General features: G+C 73.0%; 17 protein-coding genes. 6 read left to right on the plus strand and 11 right to left on the minus strand.

Annotated features, from left to right (window positions below):
• Positions 1 to 59: 59 nt before the first annotated feature.
• Together ACZ4O3_RS28980 and ACZ4O3_RS28985 are read left to right on the plus strand one after the other, a co-directional pair.
• Positions 60 to 623, plus strand: coding sequence for an NAD(P)H-binding protein (locus ACZ4O3_RS28980; protein ID WP_467725008.1), 564 nt, complete (start codon positions 60 to 62; stop codon positions 621 to 623).
• 17 nt (positions 624 to 640) lie between these two features.
• A complete protein-coding gene (locus ACZ4O3_RS28985) occupies positions 641 to 862 on the plus strand; it encodes a hypothetical protein (protein ID WP_362728499.1) in 222 nt (73 codons plus the stop codon).
• Between the two features lie 39 nt (positions 863 to 901).
• On the opposite strand, the gene obgE is transcribed toward ACZ4O3_RS28985, so the two are convergent.
• The 6 genes from obgE to ACZ4O3_RS29015 form a co-directional block, all read right to left on the minus strand.
• The gene (gene obgE / locus ACZ4O3_RS28990) at positions 902 to 2344 is read right to left on the minus strand and encodes a GTPase ObgE (RefSeq protein WP_362728491.1); all 1443 of its coding nucleotides are present in this window, start codon (positions 2342 to 2344) and stop codon (positions 902 to 904) included.
• 157 nt (positions 2345 to 2501) lie between these two features.
• Positions 2502 to 2756, minus strand: coding sequence for a 50S ribosomal protein L27 (gene rpmA / locus ACZ4O3_RS28995; protein ID WP_020940020.1), 255 nt, complete (start codon positions 2754 to 2756; stop codon positions 2502 to 2504).
• Between the two features lie 14 nt (positions 2757 to 2770).
• A complete protein-coding gene (gene rplU / locus ACZ4O3_RS29000; protein ID WP_007381993.1) occupies positions 2771 to 3091 on the minus strand; it encodes a 50S ribosomal protein L21 in 321 nt (106 codons plus the stop codon).
• Positions 3092 to 3359: 268 nt separating this feature from the next.
• The gene (locus tag ACZ4O3_RS29005; protein WP_467725010.1) at positions 3360 to 7544 is read right to left on the minus strand and encodes an Rne/Rng family ribonuclease; all 4185 of its coding nucleotides are present in this window, start codon (positions 7542 to 7544) and stop codon (positions 3360 to 3362) included.
• Positions 7545 to 7821: 277 nt separating this feature from the next.
• Complete coding sequence (locus ACZ4O3_RS29010) at positions 7822 to 8586, minus strand: TIGR03936 family radical SAM-associated protein (RefSeq protein WP_362728277.1); 765 nt, start codon at positions 8584 to 8586, stop codon at positions 7822 to 7824.
• A 108-nt stretch (positions 8587 to 8694) separates the two neighbouring features.
• The gene (locus tag ACZ4O3_RS29015) at positions 8695 to 9540 is read right to left on the minus strand and encodes a hypothetical protein (RefSeq protein ID WP_467725012.1); all 846 of its coding nucleotides are present in this window, start codon (positions 9538 to 9540) and stop codon (positions 8695 to 8697) included.
• A 187-nt stretch (positions 9541 to 9727) separates the two neighbouring features.
• Here ACZ4O3_RS29015 and ACZ4O3_RS29020 point away from each other — a divergent pair, with 187 nt between their 5' ends.
• A complete protein-coding gene (locus ACZ4O3_RS29020) occupies positions 9728 to 10081 on the plus strand; it encodes a DUF805 domain-containing protein (RefSeq protein WP_362728273.1) in 354 nt (117 codons plus the stop codon).
• Positions 10082 to 10133: 52 nt separating this feature from the next.
• Here ACZ4O3_RS29020 and ACZ4O3_RS29025 read toward each other — a convergent pair whose 3' ends face one another.
• The gene (locus ACZ4O3_RS29025) at positions 10134 to 10637 is read right to left on the minus strand and encodes a hypothetical protein (RefSeq protein WP_467725014.1); all 504 of its coding nucleotides are present in this window, start codon (positions 10635 to 10637) and stop codon (positions 10134 to 10136) included.
• Between the two features lie 86 nt (positions 10638 to 10723).
• Positions 10724 to 10960: a DUF6400 family protein gene (locus tag ACZ4O3_RS29030; RefSeq protein WP_362728269.1), complete on the minus strand. Its 237-nt coding sequence runs from the start codon at positions 10958 to 10960 to the stop codon at positions 10724 to 10726.
• 206 nt (positions 10961 to 11166) lie between these two features.
• Between ACZ4O3_RS29030 and ACZ4O3_RS29035 the strand changes: the two genes are divergently transcribed.
• A complete protein-coding gene (locus ACZ4O3_RS29035; RefSeq protein WP_467725016.1) occupies positions 11167 to 11778 on the plus strand; it encodes a DJ-1/PfpI family protein in 612 nt (203 codons plus the stop codon).
• A 39-nt stretch (positions 11779 to 11817) separates the two neighbouring features.
• Here ACZ4O3_RS29035 and ACZ4O3_RS29040 read toward each other — a convergent pair whose 3' ends face one another.
• The 3 genes from ACZ4O3_RS29040 to ACZ4O3_RS29050 all read right to left on the minus strand — a co-directional run bounded on the left by ACZ4O3_RS29040 (position 11818) and on the right by ACZ4O3_RS29050 (position 14702).
• Positions 11818 to 13041: a cytochrome P450 gene (locus ACZ4O3_RS29040; RefSeq protein ID WP_362732697.1), complete on the minus strand. Its 1224-nt coding sequence runs from the start codon at positions 13039 to 13041 to the stop codon at positions 11818 to 11820.
• Between the two features lie 213 nt (positions 13042 to 13254).
• Positions 13255 to 13872, minus strand: a complete 618-nt coding sequence (locus ACZ4O3_RS29045) for a VOC family protein (RefSeq protein ID WP_467725017.1) — start codon at positions 13870 to 13872, stop codon at positions 13255 to 13257.
• Positions 13873 to 13943: 71 nt separating this feature from the next.
• Positions 13944 to 14702: an SDR family oxidoreductase gene (locus ACZ4O3_RS29050; RefSeq protein ID WP_467725019.1), complete on the minus strand. Its 759-nt coding sequence runs from the start codon at positions 14700 to 14702 to the stop codon at positions 13944 to 13946.
• 466 nt (positions 14703 to 15168) lie between these two features.
• Between ACZ4O3_RS29050 and ACZ4O3_RS29055 the strand changes: the two genes are divergently transcribed.
• Together ACZ4O3_RS29055 and ACZ4O3_RS29060 are read left to right on the plus strand one after the other, a co-directional pair.
• A complete protein-coding gene (locus ACZ4O3_RS29055; protein WP_467725131.1) occupies positions 15169 to 16083 on the plus strand; it encodes an SDR family NAD(P)-dependent oxidoreductase in 915 nt (304 codons plus the stop codon).
• On the plus strand, positions 16022 to 17227 hold the full coding sequence (locus ACZ4O3_RS29060) for a cytochrome P450 (RefSeq protein WP_362714565.1): 1206 nt from the start codon (positions 16022 to 16024) through the stop codon (positions 17225 to 17227). Before ACZ4O3_RS29055 ends, ACZ4O3_RS29060 begins: the two co-directional genes overlap by 62 nt.
• Positions 17228 to 17343 lie beyond the last annotated feature (116 nt).

The following is a 17343-nucleotide window of genomic DNA, read 5'->3' on the forward strand; positions in this document are numbered from 1 at the left end:
CCCACCGGCACCATCGGCCGTCTGATCGTCGACGACCTGCTCGGCCGCGGGGAGAAGCCGTGTCTGGTCACCCGGGACGCCTCGCGGCTCGCCCCCGGGGTCGGGAGCGGGCCGAGATCGTCGAGGGCTCGCACGGGGACGAGGCCGTGATCGACCGGGCCTGCGCGGACGCGGAGGCGGTCTTCTGGCCGGCGCCGGACGACGCGGACGCACCGACCGCCGACGCGCCCTATGCCGACTTCACCCGTCCCGCGGCGCGGGCGTTCGCCCGGCACGGCGTCCGGCGGGTCGTCGCCGTCACGGCGCTGGGCCGTGGCACACCGCTCGCGGAGCACGCAGGTGCGGCGACCTCCTCGCGGGCGATGGGCGACCTGATCGCCGCGTCAGGGGTGAACTTCCGGGCGGTGGCCTGCCCGTCGTTCATGCACAACCTGCTCGACCAGGTCGGGGCGATCAGGGAGCAGGGCCTGTTCTTCATGATGGCCGACCCGGATCTGAAGGATCCGGCCGTGGCCGCCCGGACATCGCCGCGACCGCCGTACGGCTGCTGCTCGACACCACCTGGACGAGGTCCGGCGAGGTCGCCTGCCTCGGTCCCGAGGACCTGTCGCCGGACGACATAGCCCGGACCGTCTCCGCGGTGCCCGGCACCGAGGTCGGCTACCGGCAGATCACCGGCGCGGCGTTCAGGGAGCGCATGACCGGCTTCGGGAGCGAGGGGATGGCACAGGCACTGGTCGACATGTTCGAGGCGAAGAACAGGGGCCTGGACAACGCCGAGCCGCGCACCCCCGGGTCGACGACGCCGACGACGTTCCGGCAGTGGTGCGAGGAAGTGCTCAAGCCGGCCGTGACGGGCTGAACACCCGCGGCCGCCCGGCGCCTCCCCGCCCGCTTCCCGTCACTCCTCGAACGGGTCGAAGTCGTCGTACTCGCGCAGCGACTCGTCGCGCTCCGCCTGGCGGTCGCGGCGGCGCTGCACGGCGGGGCGCTGCTCCTCGAAGCGGTGGTCCTCGCCGCGGCGGCCGAGCATCTCGGCGCCGGACATCATGGTCGGCTCCCAGTCGAAGACGACGGCGTTGTCCTCGGGACCGATGGCGACGCCGTCGCCGCTGCGGGCGCCCGCCTTCATCAGCTCCTGCTCCACACCGAGGCGGTTGAGGCGGTCGGCGAGGTAGCCGACGGCCTCGTCGTTGTTGAAGTCGGTCTGCCTCACCCAGCGTTCGGGCTTCTCGCCGCGTACCCGGAAGAGACCGTCCTCCTCCTGGGTGACGGTGAAGCCGGCGTCGTCCACGGCCTTGGGCCGGATGACGATCCGGGTCGCCTCCTCCTTGGGCTTGGCGGCACGGGCCTGGGCGACCAGGTCACCGAGCGCGAAGGACAGCTCGCGCAGGCCGAGATGGGCGACCGCGGAGACTTCGAAGACGCGGTAGCCGCGGGCCTCCAGGTCGGGGCGGACCATGTCGGCGAGGTCCTTGCCGTCGGGGACGTCGGTCTTGTTGAGGACGACGATCCGGGGCCGGTTGTCGAGGCCGCCGTACTGCTTGAGCTCCTCCTCGATGACGTCGAGGTCGGAGACGGGGTCACGTTCGGACTCCAGGGTGGCGGTGTCCAGGACGTGGACGAGGACGCTGCATCGCTCGACGTGACGCAGGAACTCCAGGCCGAGGCCCCTGCCCTGGCTGGCGCCGGGGATGAGTCCGGGGACGTCGGCGATGGTGTAGACGGTCGAACCGGCCGTCACCACACCGAGGTTGGGGACCAGTGTGGTGAACGGGTAGTCGGCGATCTTCGGCTTGGCGGCCGACAGCACCGAGATCAGCGAGGACTTGCCGGCGCTGGGGTAGCCGACCAGGGCCACGTCGGCGACGGTCTTCAGCTCCAGGACGACGTCCTGGAGGTCACCGGGCTCGCCGAGCAGGGCGAAGCCGGGGGCCTTTCGGCGGGCGCTGGCGAGGGCCGCGTTGCCGAGGCCGCCGCGGCCGCCCTGGGCGGCGACGTACGAGGTGCCGTGGCCGACGAGGTCGGCGACGACGTTGCCGGCCCGGTCCAGCACCACGGTGCCGTCGGGCACCGGCAGGACGAGGTCCTGTCCGTCCTTGCCGGCCCGGTTGCCGCCCTCGCCGGGCTTGCCGTTGGTGGCCTTGCGGTGCGGGGAGTGGTGGTAGTCCAGGAGGGTCGTCACGGACTGGTCGACCGTCAGGATGACGTCGCCGCCGCGGCCGCCGTTGCCGCCGTCGGGGCCGCCGAGCGGCTTGAACTTCTCCCGGTGTACGGAGGCACAGCCGTGGCCTCCGTTACCCGCGGCGACGTGCAGCTCGACGCGGTCCACGAAGGTGGTCATGGTGGTGTGCCTCCAGTTACTTACGGGGTGATACCTATGTCAACACGCGAAAGGCGGACCCGCCTTCCCGATCGGGAAGTGAGGTCCGCCTCGCGATACGTTGGGTCTGAGCCGTCCAGTCGCAGGACTGGGAGCCGTCAGGTCAGAAGACCGGGACTCAGGCGACCGGAACGATGTTCACGACCTTGCGGCCGCGGTGGGTACCGAACTCCACCGCGCCGGGCTGCAGCGCGAACAGCGTGTCGTCGCCGCCACGGCCGACGCCCGCGCCGGGGTGGAAGTGGGTGCCGCGCTGACGGACCAGGATCTCGCCCGCGTTGACGACCTGACCGCCGAAGCGCTTCACGCCGAGGCGCTGAGCGTTGGAGTCACGACCGTTACGGGTGGACGATGCGCCCTTCTTGTGTGCCATCTCTCCTCAGTCCCTTACTTCGCAGCCGCGGGGATCTCAGTGACCTTGATCGCCGTGTACTGCTGGCGGTGGCCCTGACGACGGCGGTAACCGGTCTTGTTCTTGTAGCGAAGGATGTCGATCTTGACGCCCTTGTGGTGGTCCACGACCTCGGCCTGGACCTTGATGCCGGCCAGGACCCACGGGTCGCTGGTCACAGCGTCGCCGTCGACAACGAGCAGGGTCGAGAGCTCGACCGTGTCGCCAACCTTGGCGGTGGAAATCTTGTCAACCTCAACGATGTCGCCGACAGCAACCTTGTGCTGGCGACCACCGCTGCGCACGATGGCGTACACGCGGATCTCACTCTCTCGCTCGGGAACGGCACCCCCGCAGTCCAGCCGTCCGGCACGCGGGCGGCCTCTCCGGAACACCGTGTGCTCCGGAGGAAGAGGTTTACGGGGATGTGGCACGTCCTCATATCCATGGACACGCCGACGGTCAAGAGTACGGGGCGGTGGCCGAGGGGGTCAAACCGGGCCCCGAGAGGTGTGGGGCCGGTCACTCGGAGCCGGCCCCACGAAGGACGGGACCGGTCACCAGGACCGGTCCCGTACCCGGGTGTCAGGCCTCGTCGGAGGCGGCGACCGTGGTGGTCTTCTTCGCCGTCGACTTGGCGGCGGCGGTCTTGGCGGTCTTGGCCGCCTTCTTCGCCGTCGTCTTGGCCGTCGTCTTGGCCGTCGTCTTCTTGGCCGCGGTCTTCTTGGCGGCCGTCTTCTTCGCCGCCGTCTTCTTCGCGGCGGTCTTCTTGGCAGCCGTCTTACGGGCCGTCTTCTTGGCCGGAGCGGCCTCCTCGACGCCCTCGGCCGCGACCTCGGCGGCCTCGGCGGCCTCCGGGGCGACCGGTGCCTCCGACTGCTCGGGGGCCTCCGCCGACGGTACGACCACGACGGCCGTCTCCTCCGACGCGGTCGGCGCGGTGGCCTTGCGCACCGCGCGGCGGCGCGGGCGGGCCGGTGCGGCGCTCTCGGCGGGCGCGGCCGCCTCGGGCTCCGCGGCCGTCTCCACCGCCGGTTCGGCCACCGCTTCGGCCGCCGCAGCGGTCTCGGCGACGACGGTCACCACGGCCTGCTCGGACCCTGCCGGGGAGCCGGCGGGCGCCGACACCTTCCGGGTGGCCCGGCGACGGGTACGGCCCTGGGGGGCGGTCTCCTCGGCGGCCGGGGGCTCCGGCGCCTCGGGGGCCTGGACTACCGGATCCTCCACGGCGACCGGTTCGGCGTGCGCCTCGGCGGCGGGCTCCGGCAGCACCTCGGGCTCGGCCTGGGCGGCCGGCGTCTCGGACTCCGTGCCCCGGTTGCGGCCCGCGCGTTCCCTGGGCGCCCCGGCCGGAGCGGAGGCCCGGCGGCTCGCCCGGCGGCGGCTACGGCCGCGGCCGGCCGCGGCCTCCGCCTCGGCGACGCTGCTGTAGAGCTCCTCGTCCGGTGCGAAGTCGGGGGCGGGCAGCGCGACGGGGACGGCGGCCTCGGCCGCGACCTCCGCCGCCGTCTCGACCGCCTGGACGGCCTCGGCGTGCTCGACGGCCCCGTCGGCCACGGCCGTGTGGGTCTCGTGCAGGTCGTGCTCGTGCCCGTCGCCGCCACGGCCGCGCTTCTTGCGCTTGCCGCCGCCACCGCCACCGGAGCTCGGCTGCTCCATGTGGACGATGACGCCACGGCCGTTGCAGTGCACGCAGGTCTCGGAGAAGGACTCCAGCAGGCCCTGTCCGACGCGCTTGCGGGTCATCTGGACGAGCCCCAGCGAGGTCACCTCGGCCACCTGGTGCTTCGTACGGTCGCGCCCGAGGCATTCGAGCAGGCGGCGCAGCACCAGGTCCCGGTTGGACTCCAGGACCATGTCGATGAAGTCGATGACGATGATGCCGCCGAGGTCGCGCAGCCGCAGCTGGCGGACGATCTCCTCGGCCGCCTCCAGGTTGTTCCTGGTGACCGTCTCCTCGAGGTTGCCGCCCTGGCCGGTGAACTTGCCGGTGTTGACGTCGACGACGACCATCGCCTCGGTCCGGTCGATGACGAGCGAACCGCCGCTGGGCAGCCAGACCTTGCGGTCCAGGGCCTTGGCGAGCTGCTCGTCGATCCGGTAGGTGGCGAAGACGTCGACCTCGGAGGTCCACCTGGACAGCCGGCCGGCGAGGTCGGGGGCGACGTGCGCGACGTAGCCGTGGACGGTCTCCCAGGCGTCGTCGCCGCTGACGACGACCTTCGAGAAGTCCTCGTTGAAGATGTCGCGGACGACCCGGACGGTCATGTCGGGCTCGCCGTACAGCAGCGCCGGGGCGTTGCCGTTCTTCGACTTCTTCTGGATCTCCTCCCACTGCGACTGGAGCCGTTCGACGTCACGGCGCAGCTCGTCCTCGCTCGCGCCCTCGGCGGCGGTGCGCACGATGACGCCCGCGTCCTCGGGGACGATCTTCTTGAGGATGGTCTTCAGCCGGGCCCGCTCGGTGTCGGGCAGCTTGCGGCTGATGCCGGTCATCGAGCCCTCGGGCACGTACACGAGGTAGCGGCCCGGCAGGGAGACCTGGCTGGTCAGGCGGGCGCCCTTGTGACCGATCGGGTCCTTCGTCACCTGGACGAGGACCGACTGGCCGGACTTGAGGGCGGCCTCGATGCGGCGCGGCCCGTTGGCCATGCCCAGGGCCTCGAAGTTGACCTCGCCGGCGTACAGGACGGCGTTGCGGCCCTTGCCGATGTCGATGAAGGCGGCCTCCATCGAGGGCAGCACGTTCTGGACCTTGCCCAGGTAGACGTTGCCGACGTACGAGGTGGCCTGCTCCTTGTTGACGTAGTGCTCGACGAGCACGCCGTCCTCCAGGACGCCGATCTGGGTGCGGTCGCCGTGCTGGCGTACGACCATCACGCGCTCGACGGCCTCGCGGCGGGCCAGGAACTCGGCCTCGGTGATGATCGGGACGCGTCGGCGGCCCTGCTCGCGGCCTTCGCGGCGGCGCTGCTTCTTGGCCTCCAGACGCGTGGAGCCCTTGATGGACTGCACCTCGTCGGACGGCTCGGACGGCTTGCGGGGCTCGCGGACCTTGACGACCGTGCGCTCCGGGTCGTTCTCGCCGGGCTCGGCGTCGCCGGAGCTGTCCCCGGCGCGACGCCGGCGGCGACGGCGGCGACGGCTGCTGGAGGAGGAGCCGCCGGCCTCGTCGTGGGCCTCCTCGTCGTCCTCTTCCTCCTGGTCGGCGGTGTCCGTGGCGTCCTCGTCGGCCTGCTCGGCGGCGAGTTCGTCGCCGTCGGCGTCGCCGCCCTCACCGTCACCGGCGTCGCCACGACGGCGGCGGCGGCCTCCGCGGCGGCGACGGCGGCGGGATCCGGCCTCCTCGGCCTCGTCCTCGCCGTCGGCGGCGTCCTCGGCCTCCTCGGCGGACTCCTCCGGCTCCTCGGTCTCGTCCTCGGCGGCGGGCCGGGCGGCCGGGGTCTCCTCTGCGGCACCCCGGCGCCGGCGCCGGCGGCGCGAACCGGTCTCGGCCTGCTCGGCCTGCTCGGCCTGCTCGGCCGGCTCCGGCCGGTACGGGGCGCTCTCCTCGGATTCCTCGGATTCCTCGGGCTCCTCCGCGACCGCGGCCACGGCGGCCGCTTCGGCGGCGGCCCGCTCCGGGGTCTGGAACTTCGGCTCGGTGAACACGGGCGCCTGGAACACGGCCACGGCGGGCCGGGCCGGACGGCGCTGCGCGTCGTCCTCGGCGGCCGTGGCGGCGGCGGGCTCGGAGAACCCGATGGCGGCCTGGCGTACGACCCGGCGCCGGCGCCGCGGGGACTCGGTCTCCGGCTCCTCGACGGCGGGGGTCTCGGTGGTGGAGGTGACGGCCGGGGCCTCGACGGCCTGCGGCTGCGCCGCGGCGGGGGTCTCGGCGGCGGTCTCGGGCGCACCGGCGGGCGCGGCGACCCGGCGGGTGGCGCGGCGCCGGGTGCGGGGCGCCGGCGTGGTGGGCTCGGCCTCGGGGGCGGGGGTGCCCCCGCCGGTCCCGGTGGTCTCGGCGGCGGCCGCGGGCTCCTCGACAGCCTCGGCGGCCGCGACGGCCTCGGTGGTACCGGTGGTCTCGGTGGCGGTCTCGTCCGTCACCGGGGCACCGGCGGGCGCGGACGCCCGGCGGGAGGCCCGACGGCGGCCACGCGGAGCGGGCACCGTCTCCTCGGCGGACTCGGCGGACTCGGCGGCCGCGGGGGCCTCCGCGGCCTCAGGCGCCGCGGAAACCGCGGAAGCCTCGACTGTCTCCACGGCTTCGGCGGCCGTTTCCTTCTCGGCCGCCTCGGTGGGCGTGGAGACGCGACGCGTGGCACGCCGGCGCGTCCGGCGCGGCGCGGCCTCCTCGTCGCTCTGCACGGCGGTCTCGACGGCGTCGGCCGCGGGCGCGGCGGACTCGGTGGCGGCCGCGGTCGCGGGAAGGACGGTCTCGGCCGTCTCGACGGCCGCGGCTCCCGTCGGGGCACCGGCGGGCGCGGACGCCCGGCGGGTCGCCCGGCGGCGGCCACGCGGAGCGGGCGCGACGTCCTCCGCGGTCTCTGCGGTCTCGACGGCCTCGGCCGCTGCCAGGGTCTCTGCCGTCTCCTCGTCGGCCTCCGCGGGCTCGGCGGGGAACGACTCGGCGGCCGGCACGGCCGGCGTGGTGATCTCGGCCACGGCCTCGGTCGCGGCGGGCGGTCCCGCCGGGCGGGACGCGGCACGGCGACGCCTGCGCGGCGGCAGGGTGTCGCTGGGGGTGTTCGGTTCGGAGCCCTCGATGGGCTCAGTCGGTTCGAGCATGCGGGCGGTTCTCCCGTCAGGCTCCCGGGCGCCGCGCCTGGTCCGGCGTCGATCGGTTCGAGCGACCGCCGGTGACGTCCGCGGCTCGCGCGATGCGCGGTGCCGCCGTGTGGGGCGCGGGCGCCGCACAGGAGCTCTCTGTGTCCTGTCTCGCCGGTTCCGTACGCCTTGTCGCGGACGGCCTGGCGAAAGTCTTCTGGTCGGTGCGCCGCCCGACCCAGGTGGCTCCCGAGTACAAGGGCTGCGCGTACGACGTCCGTCCTTCGCGGGACCTTCCTTACGCCGGCGCCGTCGCGGCGGCGGCGGGTTCGGCCTTCGAGAGGGCCGCCACTGCCTCGCGGTCGGGCGCGAGCGGGTCGGTCACCGTGCCGGTCTCTTCATCGAGCAGCCCCTGCGCCAGCCTGGTCACCGCTGCGGGGACCGGCGGCGCCAGGTCGGCCACGGCGCGGAGACCGGACAGGACGTCGTCGGGTCGTACGGCAGGCGTCACGTGCCGAACAACCAGCCGCAGTATCGCACAGGGCTGGTCGCTCGGCCTATCAGCCGTTTCATTGTGCGTTTCAAGTTGTACGACCGCGGGGCGGGCGTCGAAGGTCCGGACGCCGTTCTTGGTCATGCGCTGGACCTCGACGGCGTCGGCCGCGTTGAACGCGGTGACGGCCTGCGCGGCCCGTTCCGGGTCCAGTCCGGCCAGCCGCAGCTCCCACACGGAGGCGGTGAGCCGGTCGGCCAGCCCGGACGTGCGGGCCTCGACCGCGTCGACGATGTCGAGCCCGGCAGGCAGGGACTCGTCGAGGAGGATCCGCAGGCGCTCCGGGTCGCGGGGCGCGGTGAGCGCGATCTCCAGGTACTCGGCCTCGCTGCCGGTGCCGGTGGGTGCGGCATTGGCGTACGACACCTTGGGGTGCGGTGTGAACCCCGCCGAGTACGCCATGGGCACCTCGGCGCGGCGCAGCGCACGCTCGAAGGCGCGCTGGAAGTCACGGTGGCTGGTGAACCGGAGGCGGCCGCGCTTGGTGTAGCGCAGTCGGATGCGCTGCACCGCCGGTGCGGGCGGCGGGCCTTCGGGCTGTCGCTTGCCCAGTGTCGTCAGTCCTTCGTGGTTCTGGTGAGAGCAGCCGTGCCGCGGGGGCCGTGCTGCCGTGTCCTGCTATCCATCAAGAGTACGTGTGTCGCGGCCGACGGGTTCCCGCCGGTCCACGGCCTGCGGGCGGGCCGGCTCGCCGAACAGGGCGCGGCGCAGGTCGGCGCGGGCCTGCCGGACGGCGCGGGAGACGGCCCGTGCGACCTGGGCGGCGGGGTGCAGCACGAGGTCGCTCACGACGTGTCCGACCGGGGTGAGGACGGTCCGGTAGAGCAGGCGCGCGGGCTCCAGGAGGATCCACCGGAAGAGGGTCCCGAGAACCCGCCCGAGGGCCCGTGCGACGTGTCCGGCGGCCCGCCAGGCGTGGCCGAGGGCGTCCAGGATCTCCCTGAGGACGATGCCGAGGACGTGGCCGACCGGGGTGAGGATCCAGCGCCACAGGGCGACGGCGGGCAGCACGAGGAGGATCCGCGCGGTCCAGTACAGGGCGGTGGCGAGCTGCCCGGTCATCCAGGCGACGGCTTTGCCCACGGGTGCGAGGAGCCGGAGCACCGCGTGCCCGACCGGGGTGAGCACGCGCGCGTAGAGCCAGGCGAGGCCGTGACCGAGGGGGGTGAGCAGGTAGCGGTACAGCCAGGTCAGCGGGACGACGAGGAGGACGTGCAGGAGCCAGGCGACGGCGCGGCCGGCCGGGGTGAGGACGTACCGCCAGAGGAATCGCGCGACGGCGACGACGAGGTGGCGCCACAGGAACCGGGCGACGGCGGCGAAGGCGTCCCAGAGCAGCCGTACCGGCAGGACCACGAGGAACACGAAGACACGGACGGGGATCCTGATCGCGACGACGAGGCACCCCTCGGGCTGCGGTGTCTGCGGTTGCGGTCGCCGCTGCGGCTGTTTCTGCGTGTTCATGGCCATAGCCATACAGACGCTGTCGCGTGCCGCGCGGATGCGATCGGCCGCCCTTGATCACCGAACGGCGGCGACACGGTAACGGTTGACCCGCACACGCCAATCTGGATGGAACCGGCCACCGCGGCTTGATTTGCTGGGCGCCAGCCACAACTTGAGCCTTTCTTGGATCCTTGGGGGACGAGCAATGAACTGGTACCTGGACGTACTGAAGAAGTACGCGGTGTTCAGCGGCCGCGCGCGCCGGCAGGAATACTGGATGTTCTTCCTGTTCAACGCGATCATCAGCATCGTGCTGCTGGTCGTCGGGCGGGTCATCGGGTTCGCCGCCCTCGGCCTCATCTACGACCTCGCGGTCTTCCTGCCCGGTCTGGGCGTGGCGGTCCGCCGGCTGCACGACACCGGCCGTTCCGGCTGGGCGGTCCTGGTCGGCATCATCCCGCTGGTCGGCTGGATCATCCTGCTGGTGTGGCTCGCCTCCGAGGGCAAGCCGGAGCAGAACCAGTACGGCGACAACCCGAAGTACTCGCCCGCCGTCTGAGCCGCCGTCACCCCGAAGGCCCGCCGGATCCGTCCGGCGGGCCTTCGGCCGTCTACGAGGCGGCGGACGCCTTCTTGTTGCGTTCGGCCTGGAGGTACAGGACCAGGAAGAGGACACGCAGGAGGTCGTCGGGGAGCGCGGACAGGTCCTTGGGGAGCGCGACGCGACGGGGGCGGGTACCGAGGGCGTCGTACGACAGGACGAGCGGGCCGACCGCCTTCGCCCGGCCGCTGAGCCTCGGGTGCTGCACCGCGTAGGGCCCGACGCTGCCCGGGATCCCGGACCAGGCGGCGCAGTCGACGTCCCAGGTACCGAACGTTCTCGGAACGGTGCCCAGGCGGCCGTACCCGATCTCGATGTCGCCGATCCACCGCAGCCGGCTGCCGAGCATGTCGTACTCCAGCGGATGCGGTCCGAGCGCGTGCGGCCTGCCGCCCCACCGGCCGTAGGTGACAGGAACGTCCCCGATGGAGCGCAGCCTGCTGCCCAGCAGGTCGTAGCCGAGTTCCAGTTCCATGCCCGCCAGCTCCCCCGTGTCGCACCGGCCTTCGGTCATCCCGATTGTGCGGCCGGTCCGTGCGCCTGCCATGGCGGTCGTGTCACGGTTTCGTCGCCGGCGGGGGCGCGGGGCCGGCAGTGGGGTCAGCGGCGGGGCAGTACCCCGGCGGCGACGAGCGAGTCGTACAGCCGCTGCTGCTCCTCGTCGAGCCCGGAGTACAGCATGTCGTACGCCTCCTCCTCGCCCCGCAGCGCCGCCACGGGGTCCCAGTCGGCGCCGAGGGCGGCCATGACGTGGGCGCGCCGGGTCATCTCGTGCCCGGTGAGATCGACGGTGAAGTCGACCGGTCCGGCGGGAAGGGGGGCATCAGAACTGGACATATGACCGAATTTAGGCAGCCGGGTCCACGTGGGACAAGAGTCCGTGGGACACCTCACAGCGGCTCATCGAGCAGGTCGCCGGAGCGGGCGGCCTCGGTAGGGTGTCCGCGAACGGCCACCGGACGCGGATCGGCCCACGGCCCGGTCCCGGGCCTGCTGCGAGGTTCGCGCCCCCGTTCGCCCCCGTTGCGCTCCGAGGAGACGCCATGCAGGTAGCCGTACTCACCTTCGACGGATTCAACGAACTCGACAGCTTCATCGCCGCCGCGCTGATCAACCGGTGCCGCGAGGACGGCCTGGAGGCCTTCATCACGACACCGACGCCGGTGGTCACGTCCATGAACGGCGTCGAGGTGACCGGGCAGCGCCCGATGGAGTTCGTGACCGAAGCCGACGTGGTGCTGGTCGGCAGCGGGGTGAAGGCACGGGAGGTGGTCGCCGACGACCGGCTGGTCTCCCGGCTGCGGCTCGACCCGTCCCGGCAACTGGTCGGCGCGCAGTGCTCGGGCGCGCTGGTGCTCGCGCGGCTCGGTCTGGTGGACGCCATGCCCGTCTGCACGGACCGCCGGAGCCGGCCCTTCGTCGAGGCGGCCGGGGTCACCGTCCTGGACAAGCCGTTCCACGCCGAGGGGAACATCGCGACGGCCGGCGGCTGCCTGGCGTCCCAGTATCTCGCCACCTGGGTGATCACCCGGACCCTCGGCGAGGACGCGGCACGCGGGGTCCTCGACTACGTGGCCCCGGTGGGCGAGAACCAGGAGACCGTCGACCGTGCCCTGCGCGCCGTCCGCACGGCCGAGGCCGCGACTTCACGCTGACGGCGCCGCGCTGACGGCGGCCGGGCGCCGCCGGCGTGCTCAGGCCGTGAGGCCCGCCGTCGCCACGGGGAGGTGGCGGGGGCCGCGCAGCACGGCGTTGGCGCGGTACGGCGGCGGGTCTTCGAGCAGCCGGAGGCTCCCGACCCGCCGGAACAGTTCGGGCAGCGCGAGGTGTGCCTCGACCCGGGCGAGCGGGGCGCCGAAGCAGTAGTGGACGCCGGTGTAGAAGCCGAGGTGTTCGTTGTCCCCACGGTCCGGATCGAAGCGGTCGGGGTCCTCGAAGCGGCTTGGATCGCGGTTGGCCGCGGCCACCATGATCCAGACCGGCGAGCCCTTGGGAATGATGGTGCCGGCGAGCTCGATGTCGGCCAGGGCGACGTTGAACGGGACGAACTGGACCGGCGGTTCGTAGCGCAGCATCTCCTCGATGAGCGGCACGGCCAGGCCCGGTTCGGTCCTGAACCTCTCCAGGACGTCGGGGTGGCGCAGCAGGGTGAGTGTGGTGTTGGTGATCAGGTTGACGGTGGTCTCATGGCCCGCGACCAGCAGCAGTACCGCGGTGGTCACGAGATCTCCGGGTGTCAGGCTGCCGCCGGGCTCGGTCTGCGGCGCGAGGGCGCTGAGCAGACCCGGGCCGGGATGCCGGCGTCTGGTCTCGATCAGCTCGGCCAGGTAGGTCCTCAGTTCCTGGCGCGCCGCCAGGATCTCCTCCTGGCCGAGTCCGCCGCGCTGCGGGTCGATGCCGGAGGCGACGGCGTCGGCCCAGCCGTGGAACCGCGGCTCGTCCTCGCGGGGCACGCCGAGGACCCGGCAGATGGCGGTGACGGGCAGGGGGTAGGCGAAGTCCTCGACGATGTCGACCTGGTCCTTGCCCTCGAAGCGGTCCAGCAGCCCGCTGACCACCGCGGCCAGCTCGCCGCGCAGGCTGTCGACGAACCCGGGGCTGTGCGGGGGCCCGAACGGCCGGTTGAAGACGGCGCGCAGCCGGTCGTGTTCGGGCGGGTCGGTGAAGATGAAGCTCGGCGGCAGCCCTGTCTCCTCCTCCGGCTGCGCGGGCCGGTCGTAGCCGGGCGGGCGGTTGCGCGCGTCCTGGCTCAGCCGCGGGTCGTTGGCCAGGCTGCGAGCCTCGTGGTACGTGCTGACCAGGTAGGTGCCGTCGTCATCCCGCATGACCGGCGTCCTGCGCAGCTCCGCGTAGAGCGGGTAGGGGTCGGCTCGGTTGGCGGGGTCGAGGATCTGCGCGGAGAGGGTGCCGGGCTTCATGGTGTCTCCTGAGGGGGTCTCCTGGGGATGTCTCCTGGGGCTCCGGGCGGGCCGGACGGGCGGTACCGGGGCTCGTCGCGGCGGCCACAGGGGGCGGGCCGGGGGTACGCCGGCGTCGCTCCCGGCGCGTGACCACGGGGCCTCCCGGCGTCCCGGCTCCCGCCCGCGCGGATCCCGGGGACGTGTCCCCGGGATCCTTTGCGGCGTCCCGGCTCACGTGGGTGGTTCGGTCCCGGCCTGCTCGCTCGCCATGTACCGCGCGTACCAGTCGGGCCAGTCAGGGTCCGCCGCGCCGGTGCGTGCCTCGTGCTTGCCGTGGGCGGCCTCGGCCCGCCGCAGGGCGCTCGCCAGGTCCTCGGCCGAGGCGAACGAGGTGACCGCGGGATCCAGCCGCCCCGGCAGCCGGTCGGTGACCTCCTGGAGGAGCCAGCCGTTGCCGTCCGGGTCGCTGAACGACAGGAAGGAGCCGTAGCTGTCGTGCTGCGGTGCGGGACCGGACACCCGGGCGTCGCCGTCGGCGTGGTGGAAGACACCGCCGGCGTCGTGGAACACCTCGCTGGGGTGGGCGCCGTGCCGTGCCAGCTCGTCGTGCGCGGTGTCGATGTCGTCGACGATCAGGTGCAGTCCCCGGGCCGAGCCGGGCGCCTGCTCGGTGACCGACTCACCGAAGATGACCGACGCCGGGGAACCCGGCGGGGTCACCTGCACCACCCGGAACTCCCCGTCGGTGGCGACGTCCGCGTCGAGCCGCCAGCCCAGCGCCGTGTAGAAGTCCTTGGCCCGGTCCACGTCGGACACCGGTACCACGACGACCTCGAGTTTCATGTCCATGGTTCGCACTTCCCGTCTCGGAGGGAGCACCGGCGACGGCCGGACCCGCGACAAGGCGCGCACAAGGGGCCTCAGTGCGCGAGGAGCTGCTGGCCGCCGTCGATGTCGTAGGTGGCGCCGGTGAGGGCGTCGTTGACCATGAGGTGCACCGCGAGGGCGGCGACGTCGGCCGGACCGACGACCCGCCCGATGGGCAACGTCTTCCTCAACTCCTCGCGCCGCGCGTCGATTCGGTCGCCCAGCAGGGAGGCCGACAGCGGTGTGTCCACGAAGCCGGCCGCGATGAGGTTGACCCGGACCGGGGCGACCTCCAGCGCCAGGTTGGCGATCAGCGCGGGCAGCGCCGCGGTGAGCGCGCCGGTCACCGCCATCCCGGGCGCGGGCCGCCGGCCGCCGGTGCCGCCGATGAACAGCAGCGCCCCGCCGGCCCTGACCTTCCCCCGGCTCGCCCGCGCCACCGCGAGCACCATGGCGAGCCGCCCGCCGAAGTCCCTTCCGGCGTCGGTCAGATCAAGTTCGCCGAAGGGCGTGTACGCCGGGCTGCCCGCCGTCACCAGCACGTGGTCGGCATGCCCGGGCAGCTCTTCGAAGAAGCGCTCCGTGCGGGCGGTGTCGAAGGCGTCGAACACGGCCGTACTCCGCGGGTGCAGTTCGTCCGCGGCCCGCTGGAGACGCTCGGCGTTGCGCGCCACGAGCACCAGTTCACCGCCGGCCGTCCGTACCTGCCGCGCGGTCTCCAGGCCGATGCCCGCGCTGCCGCCCACCACCACGACCGTCTGCCCGGCCAGTTCCCCGCGTGCGCCGCCGCGCTCGCCACCGTCACCGCTCATGGCCACCGCCTCCACTGCGTACAGGGGCCGGCGCCCCGGCTGTCCTCGGAGAGGAAGTCGTCGCAGGGGCCGGCGGGGCGGAAGTGCGGGACGCGGCGCGGGAGTTGAGACCGGCGGCCGTCCGCATGGCCGCCGCGACCCAAGGCCCGCGTAACACTCCGTCACAGGCCCGCCGGCTCGGAAAAACCAGTCTGTCACTCCCCCGGCCGAACGGCATCCGGGCCGCCGAGCGCCCGCGAATTGGCGCCGGCACGGGGGCACGCAGCCGAGCGGCGGCGGCGGCGTGATCGGTTCCAGGGGCCGTCCCGGCCTGTTGAGCGCCTCGGAGACGGCGTCGTCGTCGGAGTCCGCCGGTTCGCATCCGGGTCCGTTCTCCAGCACGGTCTCCGGGACCGGCACGGCCGCGCCGCACTCCGACCGGCGCCTGCGCCTGGACGTCACCGGCCAGGACACCGTCGACCGGGCGGTGCGCCAGGCCGGCGAGGTCGACGTACTGGTCAGCAACGCGGGCACCACCGTCCGGGCACCGCCGGAGAGCGTCCCGCTCCCGGAGGTCGAGCGGCTCTTCCCGCTCAGCACCCTGGGCGCGCTGCGCGTGACACAGGCCGTGCTCCCGGCGATGCGGCAACGGGGAGCGGGCCGCCTGGTCGTCGTCTCCGGCATCCAGGGACGTCTGGTGCTCCCGCTGACAGACCCCTGCGGCGCCGGCGGGTGGGCGCTGCAGGCCCCCGCCGAGACGCTCACCGTCCAGACGGGCCGGTTCGGCGTCAGGGTGAGCTTCGTCCAGCCCGGCGTGGTCTCCTCGGGCGGCGCCGAACGCGCCGAGGTGTTCCTGCGCCAAGGTGTTCCTGAAGGAGAACGACCCCCACGCCCCGCTGTACGAGGCGCTCGGCCCCCTGCGCGGCGAGGCGGTCACCCCGCAGGACGGCCGCCACGGCGGCACAGGCCATCGAGCGGCCCGATCCGCCGCCGCGCGTACCGGCGGGCCCGCCCGCCGAACGCGTCCTGCGCGCCCGCAAGGCCGCCCCCGAGGACAGGCCCTTCCTCCCGGCCGGGATCCACTGGCAGCGGGCCGGGGGCCGGGCAGTGCACCGGGACCATTACCGCATTAGCCCACCTGGCCGGGTACAACTGTGCCGATCAGCTGTCGACGCGCACTCTCGTGCTTGCATCCTGCGAGGAGGCCGATGACATGACCGACGAGACAGAGCAGGGCACACGCTCCCGACACACCGCGTCCCGGCGTCGCGTGCCGGACGTGATCACCGTCCAGGTCCAGCCTGTTCTCGCGGTACCCATTCCTGGAGGAGAGCCTGCTGATGGCCGCAGACAACGAGACAACCACCTGTTCGTTCCGCTTCAGCGAAGCGCTCGACTTTGATCCCGAGCTCGCGGACCTGATGAGCCGCCGTTCCCCGGCACGCATCCGGCTCCCCTACGGCGACACCGATGCCTGGCTGATCACCGGCTTCGACTCCGTCAAGCAGGTGACCACCGACGCCCGGTTCAGCCGGGCGGGGATCATCGGCCACGACTACCCCCGGATGACACCGGAGCCCATCGTCTCGCCGGAATCGATCAACGTGATGGACCCGCCGCAGAGCAGCCGCGTCCGTCACCTGGCCTCGCAGGCCTTCACACAGCAGCGGGTCGACTCCATGCGGCAACGGATCAGCTGGCTCACCGACCGTCTCCTGGACGGCATGGAGAAGGAGGGACCCCCGGCCGACGTGGTCAAGCACCTCTCCGACCCGCTCCCCCAGCACGCCATCCTGGACCTCCTCGGTGTCGAACGGGAGGAATGGCCCCGGATCGGGGAGTCCGTGCACCAGCTGCTGGTCGTCGGCGCGGGCAACAAGGAGGCCGCCGCGACCGCCAAGGCCGATCTGATCGCCTACTTCGGCAAGCTCGTCGACCAGCGCCGCGACGCGCCCGGCCCCGACCTCATCAGCGCGATGGCCGAGGCACGCGAGGACGAGGACCACCTCGACGACAAGGAACTCGCGGTCATGGCGCTGACGCTGGCGCTCAGCGGCCAGGACACGGCCACCTGCCAGATCAGCGACATCGTCTACCTGCTCCTGACCCATCCCGAGCTGATGCAGGGCCTCACCCGCCGGCCCGAGACCCTGACGGACGTCCTGCACGAGCTGCTCCGCTGCATCCCGTTCCGCAAGGGGGTCGGGATCCCCCGCGTGGCGCTCGCGGACGTGGAACTGGACGGCGCGCTGATCAAGGCCGGCGACTTCGTGCACGTGTCGTACCTGACGGCCAACCGTGACGCGAACCGCTACGCGGCACCCCATGTCATCGACCCCGAACGCCCCAGCGCCCCGCACATGACCTTCGGCTGGGGCGGACACCGCTGCATCGCGATGCCGTTGGCCATGGCGGAACTGGAAGTGGCCATCGGCCGCCTCGTGGAGAGATTCCCCGGCCTGCGCCTCGCCGTGCCCCCGGAGGAGCTGCGCTGGGACACGGAGACGATCAGGCGATTCCCGCTGGAGCTGCCGGTGATCTGGTAGGAACGCCCGCGCCGGGCCCGGCCCCCTCCCGGCCCGGCGCCCCGGCGTCGGGCCCGGCCGCCAGGCCCGGTCGGAGGACTCACGCGCGTGGGCCGGGTCGCGAGGTGCGGCCCGCT

This window comes from Streptomyces sp. NPDC026515 (assembly GCF_055567595.1).

Excerpts from the sequence above, each read along its gene's own strand:
- ACZ4O3_RS29035 (WP_467725016.1), top strand. The coding sequence starts at position 11,167 with ATGCAGGTAGCCGTACTCACCTTCGACGGATTCAACGAACTCGACAGC.
- rpmA (WP_020940020.1), bottom strand. The coding sequence starts at position 2,756 with ATGGCACACAAGAAGGGCGCATCGTCCACCCGTAACGGTCGTGACTCC.
- ACZ4O3_RS29005 (WP_467725010.1), bottom strand. The coding sequence starts at position 7,544 with ATGCTCGAACCGACTGAGCCCATCGAGGGCTCCGAACCGAACACCCCC.
- ACZ4O3_RS29030 (WP_362728269.1), bottom strand. The coding sequence starts at position 10,960 with ATGTCCAGTTCTGATGCCCCCCTTCCCGCCGGACCGGTCGACTTCACC.
- ACZ4O3_RS29025 (WP_467725014.1), bottom strand. The coding sequence starts at position 10,637 with ATGACCGAAGGCCGGTGCGACACGGGGGAGCTGGCGGGCATGGAACTG.
- obgE (WP_362728491.1), bottom strand. The coding sequence starts at position 2,344 with ATGACCACCTTCGTGGACCGCGTCGAGCTGCACGTCGCCGCGGGTAAC.
- ACZ4O3_RS29040 (WP_362732697.1), bottom strand. The coding sequence starts at position 13,041 with ATGAAGCCCGGCACCCTCTCCGCGCAGATCCTCGACCCCGCCAACCGA.
- ACZ4O3_RS29045 (WP_467725017.1), bottom strand. The coding sequence starts at position 13,872 with ATGGACATGAAACTCGAGGTCGTCGTGGTACCGGTGTCCGACGTGGAC.
- ACZ4O3_RS29050 (WP_467725019.1), bottom strand. The coding sequence starts at position 14,702 with ATGAGCGGTGACGGTGGCGAGCGCGGCGGCGCACGCGGGGAACTGGCC.
- ACZ4O3_RS29060 (WP_362714565.1), top strand. The coding sequence starts at position 16,022 with ATGGCCGCAGACAACGAGACAACCACCTGTTCGTTCCGCTTCAGCGAA.
- ACZ4O3_RS29020 (WP_362728273.1), top strand. The coding sequence starts at position 9,728 with ATGAACTGGTACCTGGACGTACTGAAGAAGTACGCGGTGTTCAGCGGC.
- ACZ4O3_RS29015 (WP_467725012.1), bottom strand. The coding sequence starts at position 9,540 with ATGAACACGCAGAAACAGCCGCAGCGGCGACCGCAACCGCAGACACCG.